Here is a 21824-nt window from a genome sequence, read left to right on the forward strand (position 1 = left end):
ACAGGCCTTCTTCTACACTCCTTTTTGCGATCCATCGTTATCGTCTACTCTTCTTCTTCCCTGTCAAGGAGCGTTAAAATCCTATCCAGATCATCTTCGGAAAAGAAGTCAATTTCTATTTTTCCTTTCTTCTTTCCCTGTCTAATCTGTACATTTGTACCGAAATACTTTTTCAGGGAAGCCTCACGTTCCCGAACATACGGTGTCAATTGCCGCTTTGAATCTTTTGTTTCACGTGAAACTTCTTTATTGAGTTTCTGCACATATTCTTCAAGCTGCCGGACACTCAGCTTTTCTTTCACTGTTTTCTGGAGAGCTCCTGTAAGGCTGTCTTTGTTTTTAAGACCGAGAAGCGCTCTCCCGTGCCCCATGGAAAGCTTTCCTTCCGCAAGAAACTCCTGTGCCATTTCCGGGAGCTGCAAAAGCCGCAGATGGTTAGCGATGTGCGGTCGGCTTTTCCCGAGCTTCCTCGACAGTTCATCCTGTGTCACCTGCAGGTGCTCGAGCAGCTTCTGGTACGCTTTTGCCTCTTCCAGTGCATTCAGATCCTCGCGCTGGAGATTTTCAATGAGGGCAATTTCCATCATTTCATCTTCATTCAGTTCCCGTACCACCGCAGGAATTTCCTTAAGTCCCGCTGCCTTGGAAGCCTTAAAGCGTCTTTCACCGACGACCAGTTCAAATCCCTTAATGCTTTTTCGCACAATAACCGGCTGCAGCACACCGTGCTGTTCAATCGAGCGCTTTAGTTCCCCGATCGCTTCTTCGCTGAAATGCTTCCGGGGCTGATACGGATTAGGCCGGATGTCGCTTACAGGGATTTCCTCGACCCTTTCCGTCCTTTGTTCGGATGAATCAGGGAAAAGAGCCTGTATGCCTTTACCAAGTCCTTTACCCATTGGACACCACTTCCTTCGCTAATTCTGTATAAACCTCTGCCCCTTTTGAGCGGGGATCGTACGTAATAATCGGCTCCCCGTGACTCGGTGCTTCCCCGAGTCGGACGTTTCTCGGGATGATCGTTCGGAAGACCTTCTCGCGGAAGTATTTCTTCACTTCTTCAATTACCTGTATGCCAAGGTTCGTTCTCGCATCTAGCATGGTAAGAAGGACACCTTCGATCGCAAGATTCTGATTCAGGTGCTTTTGAACGAGCCTCACCGTATTCAAAAGCTGGCTCAGACCTTCAAGAGCGTAATACTCGCACTGTACCGGGATCAGAACCGAGTCAGCCGCTGTGAGCGAGTTGATTGTGAGAAGCCCGAGTGACGGCGGACAGTCTATCACAATGTAGTCATAATCGTCTGCCACCTGATCAATTGCTTTTTTGAGTCTCACTTCCCGGGAAATAGTCGGAACGAGTTCAATTTCAGCCCCTGCAAGCTGGATCGTGGACGGAAGAATGGACAATCCTTCCGTTGCTGTCGGCAGAATCACCTGGGCTGAAGGTGTGTCCTCCACCAGCACGTTATAGATACATTCGTCAATGTCCCCTTTATCTACTCCTACACCGCTTGTCGTATTACCCTGCGGATCAATATCAATAAGGAGAACACGCTTCCCTTCGTTAGCAAGACACGCACTTAAATTGACGGCTGTCGTCGTTTTTCCGACCCCGCCTTTCTGATTTGCGATGGCTATGACTTTCCCCATCTTTTCACCTACCTGCTCTGACTTTCTATGCTCCTGCTGTATAACGGTCAACTATTGAAATATTCAGTATCTGAGGTTATTTTATCACGAATTGGGCTGAAAAGCGGTTGCCGTCTCTGAAAAAATGATAAAATACCTATGATTTATTCCTATTTCGAAAGGCTGATTTTCCGATGATCTGTTTATGCGAGAATCCTCTTGAATCGATCCACCTCCAGCTTGCAGACGATGAAAGTCCTGTGGCCTGCTCGCTGTGTGGAAATTATATACAAGTTAACGGTCTTCCTGTCGACGATCTTGTGAAAAAATCTGTTAACGCCTGGTTTGACGCTGCGCAGTCGCAGAAAGTGACGACTGCACAGGCAAACGAGCAGGGACACACTCTCGTCTACCGGCTGCAGGCAGCACTGCACGGAAAAACGATCGTTTACTTTTTACCACTCCCAGAAAATGACGGCGTTTAACACTATCCGCAGAAACGGCCGCATGTAAAGGAAAAAAAAGAGGTGGTCCCGGAGCCGTTCACCCAGGGATCACCTTTGCTTTAAGATTTCGGTATGCGGATTGTAAACTGATAATATTCCTCGTTTTCTTCCTCGTCCGTATCCAGTTCCATTCCCGACTTGGCAACCATATCAAGAGACTGCCGGATCGTATTCATCGCCAGGCGCATGTCCTTGGAGTACCCTTTCCGGATCGGCTTTTTCTTTTCCGGTTTCGGTTCAAGCATCCGTTTAACCTGCTCTTCTGTCTGTTTCACATTGAGCTCTTCTTCGATAATCTTTTCAAGCAGTCTGGTCTGCTTTTCTTCATCCTTGAGCGAAATAAGGGCACGAGCGTGCCGCTCTGTAATCTGCCTGTTTAACAGGGCCTCCTGCACAGGCTGGGGCAGGTGCAGAAGCCTCAGCTTATTGGCAACCGTTGATTGGCCTTTACCGAGCCGCTGCGCAAGGCTCTCCTGGGTAAGACCGTGAATATCAATCAGTTTGGCGTAAGCAGTTGCCTCTTCGATTGATGTAAGTCCTTCACGCTGCAGGTTTTCAATCAGCGCAACAGAAGCTGTCTGTGAATCATTGAAATTCTTAATAACTGCGGGAATTGTGCTCCAGCCGAGTCTGGTAACAGCCCTCCAGCGTCTTTCCCCTGCAATAATTTCGTATTTTCCATCTTTTTCACGGACTACAATTGGCTGTATAATCCCGTGAGTTCTGATTGTCTGGGCCAGTTCATCTATACGTTCATCCTGGAATACCGTACGCGGCTGAAACCGGTTCGGGACTATTTCGGCAACCGGAAGCTGATGAACTTCCTCCTTGTCACTCACTTCCACTTCTTCCTGCTGTTTTTCGCTTAAGCCGAACAAGCGCGAAAATGACTGCTTCATGGCGACACCACCTTCTCAAAACTACCTTACTCCAATTCTTGATTTAATGACAGAAATCCTGCTCCATCACGGCAAAACAAATAGTTCAAAATCCTACTTTTTTCGTCACAGGCCCCCTGAAAGTCAGGACTGGTCTGCCTTACAGAAGGGGCTGGCGGTTTGGCGTTCCGGGCTTTCGGGGATATTTTTTCTGGGTGGGATTCATTTTTTCAACCTGGACGATCACACGTTCGCTCTCTTCTTCAGGCAGGAGAAAGCGGTCAGTTCGCCGCAGACGGCCTCCTAAAAGACGGAACGCCTTCTCTGATTCTCCCACTTCCTCTTCCCCGCCTGCCCCTTTCATGGCCAGGAATGTGCCATTTTTTTTCACAAGAGGCAGACAAAGCTCGCTAAGGACCGGAAGGCGGGCCACTGCACGGGCCATTACAAGATCGTACTGTTCGCGGTGCTCTTTTTTTCTGGCAAACTGCTCTGCCCTGTCATGAAAAAAAGATACCCCCGTTAACTCAAGCTCTTCTGCCAGAGCGTGCAGAAACGTAATCCGCTTGTTAAGCGAATCTACAATCGTTACATCCAAATGAGGAAAACAGATTTTCAGGGGCAGACTTGGAAATCCTGCTCCTGCACCAATATCAGCTACCGTTTGAACACTCTTAAAATCGTAATAAAAAGCAGCAGATAGGGAGTCAAAGAAATGTTTAAGATATACACCGTCCCGGTCTGTAATTGCAGTCAGGTTCATTCGTTCATTCCAGTCGGTCAGAACGTTGAAGTATGTCTCGAACTTGGCTGCCTGATCATCGTTCAGGACAATATCTCTTTTTGCCAACTCCTGCCGGAATTGTTCTCGGTTCATCGTCTCACCTTTTCTTACCGGTACTGCACCGGCTTTAATGGCAACTGCACGAAGCCGGAGCCGGCCTCATACAGTTTTTAATAAATTGACTTTGCTGGAAAAATCACTGTCGATCTCTCAAATAGGCTTTTCATTAGGCTCTGTTAAAAGTCTGTTGTTGATTTCCGCTCTCTGCGCTCCCTTTCCGCGGGCACCGCTTCAGCCTCCTCGGGAAGAGCACCCTGCGGGGTCTTCAGCCGGCGCTGTTCCCGCAGGAGTGTCGCGCGTTCGCTTCAATCGACGATAGAAAAATATCAACATTAAACTTTAACAGCGCCTTTCATTAAGCCTCTTTAGCCTGACCTGATGCGTGCACTTTTTTCAGGCGTCCCTGCTCAAGGTACACAAGGAGTACAGATACGTCAGCCGGATTGACCCCGGATACGCGGGAAGCCTGGGCCATGGAAAGGGGCCGTACTTCCGACAGCTTTTGTTTCGCTTCTGATGCCAGACCGTTGATGGCAAAGTAGTCGAGATCTTCTGGAAGCTTCTTATTTTCCATCTTCTTCAGTTTCTCAACCTGCTCCATCTGCTTGGCGATATATCCCTGATACTTCACCTGAATCTCAACCTGTTCCGCTACGTCTTCGTCGAGTGCCGTTTCCGGCGGGGCAAGCTTTGCCACATGACTGTATGAAATTTCAGGACGCTTGAGAAGAAGCGTGGCGTTAATGGCATCCTTAAGCGGGGTCGAAGATGCAGTGGCAAGCACCTCCTGCGCTTCATCTGTATCTTTAATGACTGTTTTTTCAAGTCTTTTGATTTCTGCTGCGATGGCTGCTTTTTTCTCTTCAAATCGTGCAAAACGATCTTCGGAAATAAGCCCGATGTCTCTGCCCCGCTCTGTGAGGCGCAGATCTGCATTATCATGCCGCAGCAGCAGCCGGTACTCTGCACGGGAAGTGAGAAGGCGGTAAGGCTCGTTCGTTCCCTTTGTGACCAAATCATCAATGAGGACGCCGATATAGGCCTCAGAACGATCAAGAATCATTGGTTCTTTTTCCTGCACCTTCAGCGCTGCATTTATTCCTGCCATGAGGCCCTGGCCTGCAGCCTCCTCGTAGCCGCTCGTTCCGTTAATCTGACCTGCTGTAAACAGGGAATCGATCTGTTTTGTTTCGAGGGACGGCCACAGCTGGGTCGGTACAATCGCATCGTATTCAATGGCATAGCCCGGCCGCATCATGCGCACAGCCTCAAGACCGGGAATCGTTTTCAGCATGTTCAGCTGAATGTCTTCAGGAAGGCTGGTGGACAATCCCTGAACATACACTTCTGATGTGTTCCGTCCTTCCGGTTCAAGGAAAATCTGATGACGTGGCTTGTCACTGAACCGGACGATTTTATCTTCAATCGACGGACAGTAACGTGGGCCTGTTCCTTCGATCATACCGGAATACATTGGGGAACGGCTCAGGTTGCCGTTAATAATTTCATGGGTTTCATCGTTCGTATACGTGAGCCAGCACGGCAACTGGTCGGTAATATATTTCGTTGTTTCGTATGAGAATGCCCGTGGCACATCATCGCCAGGCTGAATTTCCGTTTTGGAATAATCGATTGTCTGGCTGTTCACTCTCGGAGGTGTGCCTGTTTTAAAGCGGACCATCTCAAACCCGAGTTCCTGAAGGTTATGGGACAGATTGACCGACGGCTGCATATTGTTCGGCCCGCTGTCATAAGCAAGATCTCCGAGGATGACTTTTCCGCGAAGATAGGTCCCTGTGGTTACAACCACAGCTTTGGAACGGTATTCAGCACCTGTCTGCGTGACAACGCCTTTGCATACGCCGTCCTCAATGATGAGTTCCTCCACCATTCCCTGGCGAAGCAGAAGATTTTCTGTCTCTTCTATCGTTTTTTTCATTTCGTGCTGGTAAAGGAATTTGTCTGCCTGTGCACGAAGGGCTCGTACAGCTGGTCCTTTACCTGTATTCAGCATCCGCATCTGAATGTGTGTCTTATCAATATTTCTCGCCATTTCCCCGCCCAGTGCGTCAATTTCCCGGACAACGATCCCTTTGGCGGGACCGCCCACCGACGGGTTACACGGCATATATGCCACAGCATCCAGGTTCAGCGTCAGGATCAGGGTATCGGCACCCATACGGGCAGATGCAAGTCCTGCTTCCACACCTGCATGTCCGGCACCGATGACAATGACATCAAACTCTCCACCCTGGTAGTTCATGCTGATGACCTCCTTTTAGTTGACGTTTTCATACGTCTGTTTTCCAAATGATTGGCATATCGCGTGGCGATACGCCTGATTCAGGCTCTGTCTGACAGCTTGCTGTTCCATTTTTTCCAGTGATGACTGACAACATATCGCCGATAACTATTTCCCTAGACAAAACTGGGAAAAAAGCTGATCGATCAGGCTTTCATTTACACTGTCTCCGATTACTTCACCAAGCAGTTCCCAGGCTTTTGTGATATCGATCTGTACCATATCGACCGGCATGCCGGCTTCAGCAGATGACAGTGCATCATCAATAGTACGGCTTGCTTCATTCAGAAGCGCGATATGTCTGGAATTCGATACGTACGTTAAATCGCCCGATTCCATACCGCCTTCAAAGAACATTTCCCTGATTGCCTCTTCCAGTTCGTCAATCCCTTCGTCCTTCAGGAGCGAAGTCGTAATAACCGGACGGCTGCCGGCAAGTTCCCGAACACGATCCATGTCTATTTCCCGGGAAAGATCCGTTTTATTGACGATAATAATCGAATCCCGGTTTTTACTAACGGCAAACAGTTTCTCATCCTCTTCCGTAAGTTGCTCATTGTAGTTTACAACAAGCAGGGATAATTCGGCTTCCTGTACCAGTTTACGGGAACGCTCAACCCCTATCCGTTCAACCACGTCTTCTGTTTCCCGGATCCCCGCTGTATCCAGCAGGCGAAGCGGGACACCTCTGACGTTGACGTACTCTTCAATCACATCTCTTGTCGTGCCGGGCACATCCGTTACAATAGCCTTATTCTCGTGCACAAGGCTGTTCAGAAGCGATGATTTCCCCACATTGGGCCGGCCGATAATGACCGTGGATAAGCCCTCCCGAAGGATCTTACCCTGACTTGCAGTCTGGAGCAGCCGGTCAATTTCTGTTTTAACTGCACCTGCTTTTTCTTTCAGCAGCCCCAATGTCACTTCTTCGGCATCATATTCCGGGTAGTCGATGTTTACCTCTACGTGCGCCACCGTTTCAAGAAGCTCCTGACGAAGTTTCTGAATCTGCCCGGAGAGCCGTCCTTCAACCTGGCTCATAGCCACATTCATGGCACGGTCCGTTTTCGCACGGATCAGGTCAATAACACCTTCCGCCTGGGAAAGGTCGATACGTCCATTAAGAAAGGCACGCTTCGTAAACTCTCCTGGTTCTGCAAGTCGCGCTCCCTCATTCAGAATAAGCTGGAGAACTCGGTTGACCGCAACAAGACCGCCGTGGCAGTTAATCTCGATCATATTCTCTTTTGTAAATGTGCGGGGCCCGTGCAGGACGCTGACCATGATTTCTTCCACTGTTTCTCCGGTCTTTGGATCCGTAATGTGACCGTAGTTAATCGTATGGGACTCCACTTCCCCAAGCTTCCTGCGGCCTTTATAGAGCCGGTCTGCAATTGGAATTGCTTTGTCACCTGTAATTCTTACAATGCCGATCGCTCCTTCGCCCATCGGCGTTGAAATTGCTGCGATAGTGTCCAGTTCCATCTGCATCACCTCATTTCATTTTCCGTCTGTCCACTGTTCCTCTTTAAACAGCATCTATCATAATTAAATGTGTGCTAAAAATAAAACTGTCTCCAAAATATTAGAATACCACAAATGACAGTGTGAAAATACCTCTTATCCTAATCATGGTCCATTCCTCGTGTATTCATCCCGGCAGCCTTTAAAGAGTGTAATGTTATCTGTTTACCCCATTCTATATATGAGTTTACCTGAATTCTGCCGCGGAATAAAAATAATGCTCTGCTGCACTGCATAGTAAACGAAAAACCACTGCATCTGCAGTGGTTTAACTTATCTTTTGTGACAATCTCAGGTGACTGTGAAGTTACTTCGGTGTAACAACAATCCGCCGGTTCGGCTCTTCGCCATCGGAATAAGTGCCTACCCCTTTTACGGATTGAAGGGTCGTATGAATGATCTTGCGTTCATGTGCATTCATCGGCTCCAGACGGACTTCCTGACCGGTCTTTACCGCTTTGTTTCCAAGTCTTAGAGCAAGTTTTTCAAGTGATTCCTTCCGCCGTTCCCGGTATCCTTCTGCATCAATCACAATCCGAAGATAATCATTCGAATGTTTGTTTGCTACCAGGTTGACAAGGTATTGAAGAGAGTCGAGTGTCTGGCCGCGCTTTCCGATCAGAAGACCGATTTCTTCTCCGGATATCTCGAACCTTAAACCGTCCTTGACCGCTTCCTCGCTTACACTTGCCGTAACACCCATGTGCTGAATGGTTTCACGGAGAAAATTCAAGGCTTCTTTAACAGGATCGGGCTTGACCTCTGCTTCCACAACTGCAGGCTTGCCGCCCAGAATGCCGAGAAAACCTTTCTGGGCTTCCTCGAGCACCTTCACATCGACCTGTTCCCTTGATACCTTCAGCTTTGCAAGAGCCTGTTCAATGGCTTCTTCAACAGTTTTACCTGAAACAGTCACTTTTTTCACTTAGTCTTCGCTCCCCCTGTATCCGGCGCGCCATCTTTATCTTTTCCGACATTCGGGCCGGTAATAAAGTACGTCTGTACAATCATAAAGATATTTCCGATAACCCAGTAAAGGGCAAGAGCTGCCGGGAAGAATGCGGCAAACGCCATAATCATGACCGGCATAATATACATAAGCATTTTCATCTGCGGGTTATCCGTTACCATCATCATCTTCTGCTGAAGGAACGTGGTTGCCCCCGCAATTAGAGGCAGAATGAAATATGGATCTGCCTGTCCCAGTTCAAACCAGAGGAACTGCTGAGGATCGTAATTGACGGTCGGATCCACTCCCGGGTTAATCTGAGGTGTACGCATGATTGCGTGGTAAAATGCAATCAGGATCGGCATCTGGATGATTATTGGAAAACACCCTGCAAGAGGGTTTACATTATGTTTCTGGAACATACCCATCATTTCCTGCTGCAGTTTCTGCTGGGTCTGCTGATCCTTGGCACTGTATTTCTCACGCAGTTTTGCCATTTCAGGCTGCAGGGCCTGCATCGCTTTCGTACTTCTCGTCTGCTTGATCATCAGGGGCAGAATCAGAATACGGAGCAGGATGGTAACAATAATAATGGCAATTCCGAAGCTGTTATTAAAGACTGCAGCTAATTCAACCATCAGCCACGACAATGGATATACAAAAAACGAGTCCCAAATTCCCGACGTATCTGAGTCAATCGGTTCATTAATGTTGAAACAGCCCGTCATAATTACCATTAAACCGATTAAGACCGACGTTAATCCTAATTTTTTTAACACGATGGATCCTCCTTGCTTTCTCTTCAAACTTCAATATTTCATAATGAGTCCCTTTTTCTGCTTCAAATCAGATCGGATCCTCTGACGGACCGTTCTGTTATATAAACTCAAGACCGCTGCCGGTCTTTTTTTTCTGGAACAGGGTCAATTCCACCTGGATGTAAGGGTTGACATTTCACAATTCTTTTAATCGTCAGCCATGTTCCTTTCCAAACGCCAAAGCGCTGGTAAGCTTCAATTCCATACTGGGAACATGTCGGATAAAACCGGCACGACGGAGGTGTGAAACGGGAAATGTATTTCTGATAAAAGCGGATCAGACCGATAAAAACCTGACGCATCCCGTGATCACTCCTTTAAAGGAAGCCAATTAACGCCGTTTTTCCTTTACTGTATCCCTTAGCGGCACAGCGATGATCCGCCCGCGCTTCATAACATGAAGGAGGCTCTGCTTCACTTCATGAAAGCCCATTTGTGCTGCAGGCTTTCTTGCAATAATAATGTAATCCTGCTTTTTTTTCATCCGCGGTTCAAGTTCGCGGACCGCTTCACGAATCAGCCGTTTAATCCGATTGCGGGTTACAGCATTACCAATTTTCTTACTCACGGAAAGACCGATCCTGAAGCTGGATTCGCGCTCACTCTGCCGGTGGTAGATGACAAACTGCCTGTTGGCAGCCGACTTTCCCTGCTTAAAAACCAGCTGAAAATCTTCATTCCTTTTAAGCCGGTACCGTTTGTTCAATTCTGCCACCTCAGCTCTCCGTGCTCTGTTTTGTTCCTTTATAATAGTAGAGGAACGCTGATCAAACTCAAATTTCATTATATACAATAGGCATTGAAAAAACCAGATTCTCTCCGGGCATACATACGCCGTGTTTTACATTATAGACAGCATAGACAGCTGCCCAATCAAGAAAGAGGGGAACAAAGGACCTTATGTCCCGTGTTCCCTCTCCTTTATAAGCTTGATCCGCTCCCGCTCCAAAAGGAGACGGCTGCGGAAAAAAAGACCACTGAGCGGTCAGTGGCCTTTTTTAAGCAGATAGTACTTTTCTTCCCTTACGACGGCGGCTCGCAAGAACTCTGCGTCCGTTCTTCGTGCTCATCCGCGTGCGGAATCCATGTACTTTTTTACGCTTACGATTGTTTGGATTAAAGGTTGGTTTACCCATCTATTTACACCTCCTGAGACATTTCCATATAAACAGTCTTGTAAAGTATAAAAAGGACGGAGCCAATTGTCAAGGCTTCGCCTGAAACATATTCTTCCTTCTCCTTCTTTTTCCCCTGGTTTCCTTTACAGATCCTAAAAAAACTTGTCCCATCATTCCTTCTTTTCCGGCATAAAAAGACTGATCTCAGGCAGACTTACCATTACACATTTCATTAAACATTCCGGACTTTTGAGGGCTGTGGACAACTTTCAACAGAATTCTTTTTTTCCACACAGCTTTTTCGACAACTTTTACACATGATCTGGTGTTGTGGACAAAAACACACCACAACCCCTTGAATACTGTGGATAACATCACAGGCTTCGTGCTGCCTTTAGGGTTGCCCGAAAATATATTCTTGTTTTTTCAGTGGAGAACCTGTGTTAAAATAAATTCTATCCACAGCTGTGTACAACTGTGTGGATAGTTGTTCACCTGCTCTGTATATTTTTATCCACATGGGTGTGTACGACGTGCATGACCATCTTTCTACTATAATAATGTTTTTCCACAATGCATGTACATTCATATATATTCGACACGAACGAACAGTATTATACAATTGTTGTACAAGCCGGCGCAGAATGCGGACAACCGGCTCCTCTGTTGTGTAACAGGCTGAGTGTTAAAGGAGGGAAACGGTTGGAGAATTTAAACGATCTCTGGAAACAGGCATTAAAAAATATTGAGGAAAAAGTCAGCAAACCAAGTTTTGAAACGTGGCTGAAGTCGACGAAGGCAGAAGCAGTCGGCCAGGACAGCATTACGATTATTGCACCAAATGAATTTGCACGGGACTGGCTGGAAAACCGTTATTCTGGTCTGATTGCAGAAACACTTCAGGAAATTACAGGAGCAGAACTGCGAGTGAAATTTGTAATTCCAAAAGATGAACAGGAGCAGAATCTCGAGCTGATAGAAAAAATGAAGCAGCCGAAAAAAGCAGCTGTTAAAACGGATGACGAGACGCCAAAACATGTGCTCAATCCGAAATATACGTTTGATACGTTTGTCATCGGCAGCGGTAACCGCTTTGCCCATGCAGCATCACTTGCAGTGGCAGAAGCACCGGCAAAAGCCTATAATCCGCTGTTTATTTATGGTGGGGTTGGACTAGGAAAGACCCACCTGATGCACGCGATCGGTCATTATGTCATTGATCATAATCCGGATGCGAAGGTCGTGTATCTGTCATCTGAGAAATTTACGAATGAGTTTATTAACTCTATCCGTGACAATAAAGCCGTGCATTTCCGGAACAAATACCGTAATGTAGATGTTCTTCTCATTGACGATATTCAGTTTCTGGCGGGTAAAGAACAGACCCAGGAGGAATTTTTCCACACATTTAATGCGCTGCACGAGGAACGAAAACAGATCGTCATCTCCAGTGACCGGCCTCCTAAAGAAATTCCGACACTTGAGGACCGGCTCCGCTCCAGGTTCGAATGGGGCCTGATTACCGACATCACACCTCCTGATCTGGAAACGAGAATTGCGATCCTGAGGAAAAAGGCAAAAGCAGAGAACCTTGATATTCCTAATGAAGTGATGCTCTACATTGCCAACCAGATCGATACGAACATTCGTGAACTGGAAGGGGCGCTCATCCGCGTCGTTGCCTATTCCTCTTTGATTAATCAGGATATGAATGCCGATCTTGCTGCAGTTGCACTTAAAGATATTATTCCGAATTCCAAGCCGAAGACGATTACCATTCAGGACGTTCAGAAGCTGGTTGCAGAAACATTTGAAGTAAGAATTGAGGAAATGAAAGCAAAGAAACGAACAAAAACAGTCGCATTTCCAAGGCAGATCGCCATGTACCTTTCCCGTGAGCTTACAGAAAGTTCACTTCCTAAAATCGGCGGTGAATTTGGCGGCCGGGACCATACTACGGTCATTCACGCCCATGAAAAAATCTCAAGGCTTCTGACAACTGATCAGGATCTGCAGAAACAGGTACAGGAAATTACCGAACAGCTGAAATCCCTGTAGTTCAGACTGTGCACAATGTGAATAAAACCACTGAAGTTATCAACAGCTTGTCCACAGGTGGATAACTTGCGCCCGTTGGCTTCATGATGGGTTATCCACATCTTCACAGGCCCTAATACGATTACTACGTCATTTCTATAACCTATTAATACTATTCAGGAGTCTCCTGACTTATGAATGAAAGTGAGGAAAAAAGACGATGAAATTTACGATTCAAAGAGAGCAGTTTGTCCAGAGCGTCCAGCACGTTACGAAAGCTATTTCCTCAAGAACGACGCATCCGATCCTTACAGGAATTAAAATTGATGCGACAGACGAGGGGGTCACGCTGACAGGCAGTGATTCGGATATCTCAATTGAGTGTTTTATTCCAAAAGAAGATGATGAAAATGAATATGTGGAAATTGAAGAAGAAGGCAGTATCGTACTGCAGGCAAGAGTTTTTGCCGAAATCGTAAAAAAGCTTCCGGAAAACCAGATTGAACTCACTGTGCAGGACCAGTTTGCCGCGACGCTGAAATCAGGGGCTTCTGTTTTTAATCTCAACGGACTGGATCCGGAAGAGTATCCGCGCCTGCCCCAGATCGAAGAGGACAGTGTGTTTAAACTTCCTAAAGATCTCCTTAAAAACATCATCCGTCAGACAGGATTTGCCGTTTCCACCGTGGAAACACGTCCGGTGTTAACAGGTGTCCACTGGCAGGTTGAAAACGGTGAACTTTCCTGTACCTCTACAGACAGCCACCGCCTGGCTATGCGAAAAGCAAAAGTAGATACGAACACAGATGACTTTTCTTTTTCCAATGTGATTATCCCGGGCAGAAGTCTGACCGAGCTCAACAAGATTCTTGATGACACAGAGGACTGGATTGATATTATCGTGACTGAAAATCAGATCCTGTTTAAAGCAGAGAACATTCTGTTCTTCTCACGCTTGCTTGACGGTAACTACCCGGCAACGCAAAATATGATCCCCACCACATCAAAAACAGGGGTTAAACTGGATACGAAGCAGTTTCTGCAGGCGATTGAACGAGCGCTTCTTCTCTCAAGAGACGGAAAGAACAATGTCGTGAATTTAAAAACGATGGAAAACGGCCATGTGGAAATCACCTCCGTTACACCTGAAGTTGGAAAAGTAACGGAAGACCTGCAGAGTATTGAACTAACCGGTGAGGAACTCCGCATCTCCTTTAACGGGAAGAACCTGATCGATGCTCTGAAAGTCGTAGATTCCTCCGAGATTCACATTGATTTTACAGGAGCCATGAGCCCGTTCGTTCTTAAACCGGTGGACCATGACTACACGCTCCATCTGTTCTCACCTGTTCGGACTTATTAAATTTTAAAAATGAGTATACCTTTCCTTCAGTTTTGCGAAGCCCCGCTGAACGCCATCCGCTCGCTTTCCGCGGCGGTGCCGGCCTGCTTCTTCCTCTTCAAGCAAAGCTTCGAAGCTGGCTGTGTCGAAGCAAATCGAAGCTTAATCGAGATGCCAATGCTCTTCACTGCCGCAGGAGTCTCACTGCTGGCGTTCAACTGGGCATAATAGAGGATTACTCACTAAGAGTTATACTTTTTTAAAAAAAACATTCTGCACCGAAGAAGCACGCAGCTTATTCGTATAGCAGATCCTTGTCGCTGTCGGCTTTGGCCGGCGGCTTTTTTTGATCTCCCTGCCGTTCAGGACTGCGTTAGGATCTCCACGGAATTAAAACATAGCAGCTTTTGTAAAGAAGTCCTTGGAATAATCAGCAAATGCGGGAAAGGAAACAAGTAAACAGGGTAAATACTATGCTGAAACTGCAGGAGCGTGTTTATGATTTGTAATATTTGACTGATTTACACGGATTTTGTCGTAAGGGTATAATGACAGAGACGAAGAAATTGCACGCAGAGTTGGCTAAAGCACGCATTTTTAGTACAATATAGTTTGAGACATTTGCGCTTTTATTTGAGAAACAGGTGAAAAGGCAAAATTGAATGTCAGGAAAGTGAGTGACCCTGATGGAAGAAACAGTGAAAATTGAAGGTAAGTTTTTGACTCTCGGTCAGCTTCTGAAAGAGACAGGTGTAATAGACACCGGCGGGATGGCGAAATGGTTTCTTCAGGAGCATGATGTATTTGTAAACGATGAAGCCGAGGACCGCAGGGGAAGAAAACTGTATCCAGGTGACATTGTCAGACTGGAAGGCGGCGAAGCGTTTGTACTGGAGTAGCCTTGTCCGACTGAGGGTCAGCTGTGCACATTAACGAACTGGCGCTGAAAAACTACAGAAACTACCCGGAAGCCACCCTTACCTTTGAAAATGAAGTCAATGTGATCATCGGGGAGAATGCCCAGGGCAAAACAAATCTCATGGAAGCGATTTATGTGCTGGCTCTTGCTAAATCCCACCGGACGCCGCGGGACAAAGAGCTTATTCGATGGGATCAGGATTTTGCACGCATTCAGGGAAAACTCACGAAGCGGACAGGACCACTTCAGATGGAAGTGGTGTTTTCTGAAAAGGGCAAAAAAGTAAAGCTAAATCACCTGGAAAAAAAGCGGCTCAGTGACTATATAGGGACATGCAATATCGTTATGTTTGCCCCGGAAGATCTGAATCTTGTAAAAGGCAGCCCCCAGGTGAGAAGACGGTTCCTTGATATGGAACTCGGACAGATTAATAACGTCTACCTCTACCACCTGGCCCGTTTTCATAAAATACTTAAACAGCGGAACCAGCTTCTTAAAAATCTTCAGAAATCGAGAAAAGATTATGACGAGACCATGCTGGATGTAATGACAGACCAGCTGATTGATTCCGCAGTCGAAGTTGTTTCAAAACGATTTTCTTTTCTCTCCAGACTTCAGGTGTGGGCTGAGGACATTCATAAAGAAATCAGCCGCGGGCTTGAAAGACTGGAGATCAGATATATTCCATCCTGTAACGTATCAGAACAGATGGACTTGTCGACAATGAAAGATAGGATGAAAGAAGCGTTCAGCCGTACCGGTGACCGTGAAATCTACCGGGGAACCACATTGATCGGCCCGCACCGTGACGACCTTAGATTTGACGTTAACGGGCGGGATATTCAGACATACGGATCCCAGGGTCAGCAGCGCACAACGGCATTATCACTTAAACTGGCAGAAATAGAGTTAATCTATGAAAAAGTTGGTGAATATCCAATCCTTCTTCTTGATGACGTTCTTTCCGAACTGGACGATTTCCGCCAGTCGCATCTTCTCAGCGCCATACAGGGGAAAGTCCAGACGTTTGTGACGACAACAAGTGTGGAGGGCATTCACCATGAAACGCTTGAGAACGCCCGTATTTACTATGTTGATCAGGGTATGGCAAAACGAAAGGATTGAGGTGTCAGGATGTTTATCCATTTAGGCGGTGATACCGTCATCCGTTCAAAAGACGTGGTGGCCATCCTGGATCATCAGAGCCGGGGGATGTCACAGGACAACGAGGAGTTCCTGACAGAACACGGAAGGCGGAAAAAGGTAACCGAAATTTCAGCAGACACAATAAAGTCTGTGGTGATTACCGAAGGGCAGGTATATCTGTCACCTATTTCTTCTCTTACTCTGAAGCGGAGGGCGAATGCGGCCGTGGATATTGAAGAAGAAGAAGCCGGACAGTCGGAAACGGCAGAATAAAAGACTGCATTTATAAATGATTAGTCAGGACCATGAAGGAAAGCGGACGGGCGGCATTAATTCCCCAAAGGGGGACTCACTGGTGCACACAGCGTCCGAATAGTAACAGATCAATATTTTTAATACTATTCATGCAGCCGTAAGCTGCAGAGAATTGCAGGTGAAGAGTATGACCATCGATCAGCAGCAATCGTATGATGAAAGTCAGATTCAGGTATTGGAAGGTTTGGAGGCCGTACGCAAAAGACCCGGGATGTATATCGGTTCTACCAGCGTTCGAGGGCTTCATCACCTCGTGTGGGAAATTGTCGATAACAGTATCGATGAGGCCATGGGCGGTCATTGCGACACCATCCGTGTAACCATAGGTGAAGACAACAGCATTACCGTTGAAGATAACGGCCGGGGAATTCCGGTCGGGATTCACGAAAAAATGGGTCGTCCAGCCGTTGAAGTCATTATGACTGTGCTTCATGCGGGCGGTAAATTCGGCGGCGGCGGATATAAAGTATCCGGAGGACTGCACGGAGTAGGGGCTTCGGTTGTTAACGCCCTGTCAACCCTTCTTGAAGTGGAAGTTCACAAAGACGGTCAGGTTTACTACCAGGCGTTTAAACAGGGTGTGCCGCAAGAAGATCTGAAAGTCACCGGCGAGACGGACAAACAGGGAACAATTATCCGATTTGAACCGGACCCTGATATTTTCACTGAAACAACCGTTTTTGATTATGATATTCTCGCAAACCGCCTGCGCGAGCTTGCTTTCCTTAACCGGGGACTTCGTATCTTCATTACGGACGAGCGGGAAAACGGGAAGGAAGCGGAATACTTCTATGAAGGCGGTATTGCCTCGTTTGTGGAACATTTGAACCGTACAAAAGAGCCGATTCACGAGCCGCCGATCTTTCTTGAAGGTGAAAAAGAAGGCATCGCCATAGAAATTGCGATTCAGTATAACGAAGGTTTTGCGAGCAATCTTTATTCCTTTGCCAACAACATCAACACTCACGAGGGCGGTACCCATGAGTCAGGGTTTAAAACAGCTCTAACCCGTGTCATTAACGATTATGCCCGTAAAAATAATATGTTCAAAGAAAACGATCCGAACCTGGTCGGTGATGATGTGCGTGAAGGCCTCACAGCTATCATCTCTGTAAAGCTTCCGGATCCGCAGTTTGAAGGACAGACCAAGACAAAACTCGGAAACAGTGAAGCGAGAACGATTACAGATTCCCTCTTCTCCGAGCATCTGACCAAATTCATGGCTGAGAACCCGTCTGTAGCAAGAAAGCTTGTTGAAAAAGGTATTCTTGCTTCACGGGCAAGAGACGCTGCGAAGAAAGCAAGGGAGCTGACACGCCGGAAATCAGCACTTGAAGTAAGCTCATTACCCGGGAAATTAGCAGACTGCTCTTCTAAAGACGCGTCAATCAGCGAAATTTACATCGTAGAGGGTGACTCTGCCGGAGGATCGGCAAAACAGGGCCGTGACCGGCATTTTCAGGCTATTCTCCCGCTGCGCGGTAAAATCATAAATGTGGAAAAAGCACGTCTCGACAAAATCCTTTCCAACAATGAAGTCCGTGCGATTATCACAGCTCTCGGTACAGGGATTGGTGAGGATTTTGACATTACCAAGGCCCGTTATCATAAAATCATCATTATGACGGATGCCGATGTTGATGGCGCCCACATCCGAACACTGCTGCTGACGTTCCTTTACCGTTATATGCGCCCACTTATTGAAGAGGGCTATATCTACATTGCGCAGCCTCCGCTCTACAAAATCCAGCAGAGCAAGCAGGTGTATTATGCGTACAACGAAAAGGAAATGGAACGGATTATGAGTGAAATTCCGGAATCACCGAAGCCGGGACTGCAGCGCTATAAGGGTCTTGGGGAAATGAATCCGACCCAGTTGTGGGAAACAACGATGGATCCGGCCAACCGTACTGTGCTGCAGGTCGCTCTTGAAGATGCGATGCTGGCAGACGAAGTCTTTGAGACACTAATGGGAGACCGTGTTGAACCGCGCCGCGATTTCATTCAGGAAAACGCCCATTATGTGAAAAACCTTGACGTATAACGTCACATAAAAAAACTGATATGCAGGCTCTGTGCAGTACGGCGCTTCACAGCAGAAACCCGGCTGTACAAGAGCAGGCTTTTACATACCCGTTAGTCAGAAAAAGTGAATCTGAATATCAGGTAAGAAGCTGAACGGATCATACCGACCCGTTTTGACTCAGGAGAAAACGGAGGTACATGCAATGTCTGAGCAAGATCAATCCAGAGTAAAAGAGATAAATATCGGGCAGGAAATGAAGACATCTTTCATGGACTATGCCATGAGCGTTATCGTCAGCCGCGCCCTGCCGGACGTGCGTGACGGGCTCAAGCCGGTTCACCGGAGGATTCTGTATGCGATGAATGAACTCGGGATGACACCGGATAAAGCATATAAAAAATCTGCCCGGATCGTCGGAGAAGTTATCGGTAAGTACCACCCGCACGGTGATTCGGCTGTATATGAGACGATGGTGCGGATGGCACAGGATTTCAGCTACCGCAACATGCTTGTCGACGGTCACGGAAACTTCGGTTCTGTGGATGGTGATGCAGCAGCGGCTATGCGTTATACAGAAGCGAAGCTCGCTAAAATATCCATGGAGATTGTCCGCGACATCAATAAAGATACGATTGATTACAGGGATAACTATGATGGAAGCGAACAGGAACCGGTTGTTCTGCCTGCAAGATTTCCGAACCTTCTCGTAAACGGTGCTTCCGGGATTGCCGTCGGAATGGCCACGAACATTCCGCCGCACAATCTGGGAGAAGTAATCGACGGTGTCCTTGCCCTCAGTAAGAACAAAGATCTGACAAACCAGGATCTGATGGAATACATCCCTGGTCCCGATTTTCCGACAGCTGCAGAAATAGTCGGTATTTCCGGTATCCGCAAGGCTTATGAAACGGGGAGAGGCTCTGTTATTATTCGGGCAAAAGCTGAAATCGACGAAATTAAAGGCAAGCCGAGAATTATCGTCACAGAGCTTCCGTATCAGGTAAATAAGGCCCGGCTGATTGAAAAAATTGCCGACCTGGTCCGCGACAAAAAAATCGACGGCATTACCGATCTTCGTGACGAGTCAGACCGTACAGGAATGCGCATCGTGATTGAGCTTCGTAAAGATGCCAATGCGAACGTGCTCCTGAACAACCTTTACAAGCAGACAGCGCTTCAGACGAGCTTCGGGATTAATACACTTGCGCTTGTGGACGGGCAGCCGAAAGTACTTGATATCCGTTCAGTCCTGATTCACTACATTAATCACCAGATTGAAGTGATCCGTCGCCGCACTGCCTTTGAACTTAAGAAAGCAGAAGCCCGCGCTCATATTCTTGAAGGTCTCAGAATTGCTCTTGATCATATTGATGAGATTATTGCGCTGATCCGCGGTTCCCAGACAACAGATATTGCCCGTAATGGACTGATGGAAAATTTCGAGCTCAGCTACGAGCAGGCTCAGGCAATTCTGGATATGCGTCTTCAGCGTCTTACTGGTCTGGAGCGGGATAAGATCGAGTCAGAATATCAGGATCTTCTTGCACGTATTCAGGAACTGAAGGCCATTCTCGCAGATGAGGAAAAAGTTCTGGAGATCATCCGCGAAGAGCTGACTGATATTAAAGACCGTTATGCAGATGACCGCCGTACAATAATCTCTGCAGGGGAAGACAGCTTTGAGGATGAGGATCTGATCCCCCGTCAGAACGTTGTTATTACCCTCAGTCATAACGGCTACATTAAGCGTATGCCTGTTTCAACCTACCGCAGCCAGAAACGCGGGGGCCGAGGCATACAGGGGATGGGAACTCATGATGATGACTTTGTGCAGCATCTGTTTATTACAAACTCCCATAACGTCCTCCTGTTCTTTACGAACAAAGGAAAAGTGTACCGCCTGAAAGGATACGAAATTCCGGATCTCGGCCGTACAGCCAAGGGAATTCCAATCATTAACCTGCTTCAGATCGAGCGAGATGAATATATCAGTACAGTGATTCCGATTGAGTCCTTTGAAGAGGACCATTACCTCTTCTTCATGACAAAGCATGGTGTGGCCAAGCGATCAGCTCTATCCCACTTTGCCAACATTAGACGTGTCGGACTCTTCGCGATCAACCTGAGAGACCAGGACGAGCTTCACGGGGTCCGTTTAACAGATGGAAATCAGGAAATGATTGCAGGAACGAAAAAAGGCATGTCAATCCGATTTCATGAAACAGATGTCCGTCTTATGGGCCGGACAGCTGCAGGTGTAAAAGGTGTGACCCTGCAGGAAGATGATCAGGTAGTCGGAATGGATATTATTGAAGAGGGCAGGGATGTCCTGATCGTGACCGACAAAGGATTCGGGAAACGGACAAAGATCGATGAGTACAGAGTTCAGAGCCGGGGCGGTAAAGGTATTAAGACGTGCAACCTGACCGACAGAAACGGTGATCTTATTTCATTGAAGATTGTCTCCGAAGATGACGACCTGATGATTATTACCCATTCAGGCGTTATTATCAGAATGCATGTAAACGAAATTTCACAGACGAGCCGAAACACCCAAGGTGTAAGACTGATTCGCGTCGGCGGAGAAGAGCACGTGTCTACAGTGGCACTAGTAAATATTGAAGATGAAGAAGTCGATGAAGCAGAAGAAAAGGACAGCATTGAAGAAGCAATAGAAGGGGAAGCAGTACAGGCAGATGAATCCCCTGACGCTGAAAAATCCGATGATGCCGGATCAGAAACAGATGACGATGACCGGACAGAATCATAGTGTTTCCAGTCCAAACAAAAAGAGCCTCCCAGCGCGGGGGGCTCTTTTTTCGTGTCAAAAAAAATTGAGGAAAAATATAAAAAGAGGTTTAAAGAATGTTTACAGAGGGGATAGACTTATTACGCCGGAACAAAAAACGTAATACGCTGCGCAATTTGCACTCCTCTAGCCACGGACATTACTTGTGGAACTGCATTCATTCTACGCAATACAAATCAAACTCCTACTATTTAGTTGTAGTCAGCCAATTGATATTTTGTATCTGATTAAAATTATTTTCAAATATTATTTAAAAAAGTATTGTAACCCTTATTTCCCTATGGTATATTTATTTCTGTTGCCGCGAAAACGCGACAAACGCTTTTCTTACAAAATATCAAATTCGTTTCAAAGGAAAAAAGTTTTTCGAGAAAAACGGTTGACCTTAAGGTTCGGAAATGTTATGATAATTGAGTCGCTTCAAACAGAAGCGCTTAAGTGACCTTTGAAAACTAAACAAAAAGCCAAGCGAAACGTGGGATATTTTAAGATATCCCGTCAATAAATTTTTATTTTGATGTCAGTGACATCAAACTTTCTACGGAGAGTTTGATCCTGGCTCAGGACGAACGCTGGCGGCGTGCCTAATACATGCAAGTCGAGCGGACTGATGGGGAGCTTGCTCCCCTGACGTCAGCGGCGGACGGGTGAGTAACACG

Annotated in this window: 19 protein-coding genes and 1 rRNA gene; 9 read left to right on the top strand and 11 right to left on the bottom strand. The window is 46.8% G+C overall.

Features of this window, described 5'->3' with window-relative positions; translation table 11 throughout:
* Nucleotides 1-44: 44 nt before the first annotated feature.
* Both CR205_RS18060 and CR205_RS18065 read right to left on the bottom strand, forming a co-directional pair.
* Nucleotides 45-899, bottom strand: a complete 855-nt coding sequence (locus CR205_RS18060) for a ParB/RepB/Spo0J family partition protein (protein WP_110521526.1) — start codon at nucleotides 897-899, stop codon at nucleotides 45-47.
* Nucleotides 892-1653, bottom strand: coding sequence for a ParA family protein (locus tag CR205_RS18065; protein ID WP_110521527.1), 762 nt, complete (start codon nucleotides 1651-1653; stop codon nucleotides 892-894). The genes CR205_RS18060 and CR205_RS18065 overlap by 8 nt, the downstream gene beginning before the upstream one ends.
* A 173-nt stretch (nucleotides 1654-1826) precedes the next feature.
* On the opposite strand from CR205_RS18065, the gene CR205_RS18070 reads away from it, so the two are divergent.
* Nucleotides 1827-2117, top strand: a complete 291-nt coding sequence (locus CR205_RS18070) for a hypothetical protein (protein WP_110521528.1) — start codon at nucleotides 1827-1829, stop codon at nucleotides 2115-2117.
* An 80-nt stretch (nucleotides 2118-2197) separates the two neighbouring features.
* Here CR205_RS18070 and noc read toward each other — a convergent pair whose 3' ends face one another.
* The 9 genes from noc to rpmH all read right to left on the bottom strand — a co-directional run bounded on the left by noc (nucleotide 2198) and on the right by rpmH (nucleotide 10589).
* Nucleotides 2198-3037, bottom strand: coding sequence for a nucleoid occlusion protein (noc, locus tag CR205_RS18075; RefSeq protein WP_110521529.1), 840 nt, complete (start codon nucleotides 3035-3037; stop codon nucleotides 2198-2200).
* Nucleotides 3038-3176: 139 nt separating this feature from the next.
* On the bottom strand, nucleotides 3177-3893 hold the full coding sequence (gene rsmG / locus CR205_RS18080) for a 16S rRNA (guanine(527)-N(7))-methyltransferase RsmG (protein ID WP_110521530.1): 717 nt from the start codon (nucleotides 3891-3893) through the stop codon (nucleotides 3177-3179).
* Nucleotides 3894-4215: 322 nt separating this feature from the next.
* The gene (gene mnmG / locus CR205_RS18085; RefSeq protein WP_110521531.1) at nucleotides 4216-6123 is read right to left on the bottom strand and encodes a tRNA uridine-5-carboxymethylaminomethyl(34) synthesis enzyme MnmG; all 1908 of its coding nucleotides are present in this window, start codon (nucleotides 6121-6123) and stop codon (nucleotides 4216-4218) included.
* Between the two features lie 147 nt (nucleotides 6124-6270).
* Entirely contained in the window at nucleotides 6271-7647 is a 1377-nt protein-coding gene (mnmE, locus tag CR205_RS18090; protein WP_110521532.1) for a tRNA uridine-5-carboxymethylaminomethyl(34) synthesis GTPase MnmE, read from the bottom strand.
* A 346-nt stretch (nucleotides 7648-7993) separates the two neighbouring features.
* Complete coding sequence (gene jag / locus CR205_RS18095) at nucleotides 7994-8611, bottom strand: RNA-binding cell elongation regulator Jag/EloR (protein ID WP_110521533.1); 618 nt, start codon at nucleotides 8609-8611, stop codon at nucleotides 7994-7996.
* Nucleotides 8608-9414 carry a YidC family membrane integrase SpoIIIJ gene (gene spoIIIJ / locus CR205_RS18100; protein ID WP_110521534.1) on the bottom strand — a complete coding sequence of 269 codons (807 nt, stop codon included), beginning with the start codon at nucleotides 9412-9414 and terminating at the stop codon, nucleotides 8608-8610. The genes jag and spoIIIJ overlap by 4 nt, the downstream gene beginning before the upstream one ends.
* Nucleotides 9415-9521: 107 nt before the next feature.
* Nucleotides 9522-9755, bottom strand: a complete 234-nt coding sequence (gene yidD / locus CR205_RS18105; RefSeq protein ID WP_110521535.1) for a membrane protein insertion efficiency factor YidD — start codon at nucleotides 9753-9755, stop codon at nucleotides 9522-9524.
* A gap of 29 nt (nucleotides 9756-9784) precedes the next feature.
* Entirely contained in the window at nucleotides 9785-10159 is a 375-nt protein-coding gene (rnpA, locus tag CR205_RS18110) for a ribonuclease P protein component (RefSeq protein WP_110521588.1), read from the bottom strand.
* A gap of 292 nt (nucleotides 10160-10451) precedes the next feature.
* Nucleotides 10452-10589, bottom strand: a complete 138-nt coding sequence (gene rpmH, locus CR205_RS18115) for a 50S ribosomal protein L34 (RefSeq protein ID WP_110521536.1) — start codon at nucleotides 10587-10589, stop codon at nucleotides 10452-10454.
* A 684-nt stretch (nucleotides 10590-11273) separates the two neighbouring features.
* Between rpmH and dnaA the strand changes: the two genes are divergently transcribed.
* The 8 genes from dnaA to CR205_RS18155 all read left to right on the top strand — a co-directional run.
* Nucleotides 11274-12629, top strand: a complete 1356-nt coding sequence (gene dnaA, locus CR205_RS18120; protein ID WP_110521537.1) for a chromosomal replication initiator protein DnaA — start codon at nucleotides 11274-11276, stop codon at nucleotides 12627-12629.
* Between the two features lie 199 nt (nucleotides 12630-12828).
* Nucleotides 12829-13971 (top strand): DNA polymerase III subunit beta, encoded by a 1143-nt coding sequence (gene dnaN / locus CR205_RS18125; protein WP_110521538.1) that lies wholly within the window; start codon nucleotides 12829-12831, stop codon nucleotides 13969-13971.
* Nucleotides 13972-14636: 665 nt separating this feature from the next.
* Nucleotides 14637-14849, top strand: a complete 213-nt coding sequence (yaaA, locus tag CR205_RS18130) for a S4 domain-containing protein YaaA (RefSeq protein ID WP_110521589.1) — start codon at nucleotides 14637-14639, stop codon at nucleotides 14847-14849.
* 23 nt (nucleotides 14850-14872) lie between these two features.
* Nucleotides 14873-15994 (top strand): DNA replication/repair protein RecF, encoded by a 1122-nt coding sequence (gene recF / locus CR205_RS18135; RefSeq protein WP_110521539.1) that lies wholly within the window; start codon nucleotides 14873-14875, stop codon nucleotides 15992-15994.
* A 9-nt stretch (nucleotides 15995-16003) separates the two neighbouring features.
* Nucleotides 16004-16288: an extracellular matrix regulator RemB gene (gene remB, locus CR205_RS18140; RefSeq protein WP_110521540.1), complete on the top strand. Its 285-nt coding sequence runs from the start codon at nucleotides 16004-16006 to the stop codon at nucleotides 16286-16288.
* A 175-nt stretch (nucleotides 16289-16463) separates the two neighbouring features.
* The gene (gene gyrB, locus CR205_RS18145; protein WP_201745420.1) at nucleotides 16464-18374 is read left to right on the top strand and encodes a DNA topoisomerase (ATP-hydrolyzing) subunit B; all 1911 of its coding nucleotides are present in this window, start codon (nucleotides 16464-16466) and stop codon (nucleotides 18372-18374) included.
* Nucleotides 18375-18558: 184 nt separating this feature from the next.
* Complete coding sequence (gene gyrA / locus CR205_RS18150) at nucleotides 18559-21126, top strand: DNA gyrase subunit A (protein ID WP_110521542.1); 2568 nt, start codon at nucleotides 18559-18561, stop codon at nucleotides 21124-21126.
* 576 nt (nucleotides 21127-21702) lie between these two features.
* Nucleotides 21703-21824: ribosomal RNA gene (locus CR205_RS18155) — 16S ribosomal RNA — on the top strand; the annotation flags it as partial.

The organism is Alteribacter lacisalsi, assembly GCF_003226345.1.
In the GTDB taxonomy this organism is placed as follows: Bacteria; Bacillota; Bacilli; order Bacillales; family Salisediminibacteriaceae; genus Alteribacter; species Alteribacter lacisalsi.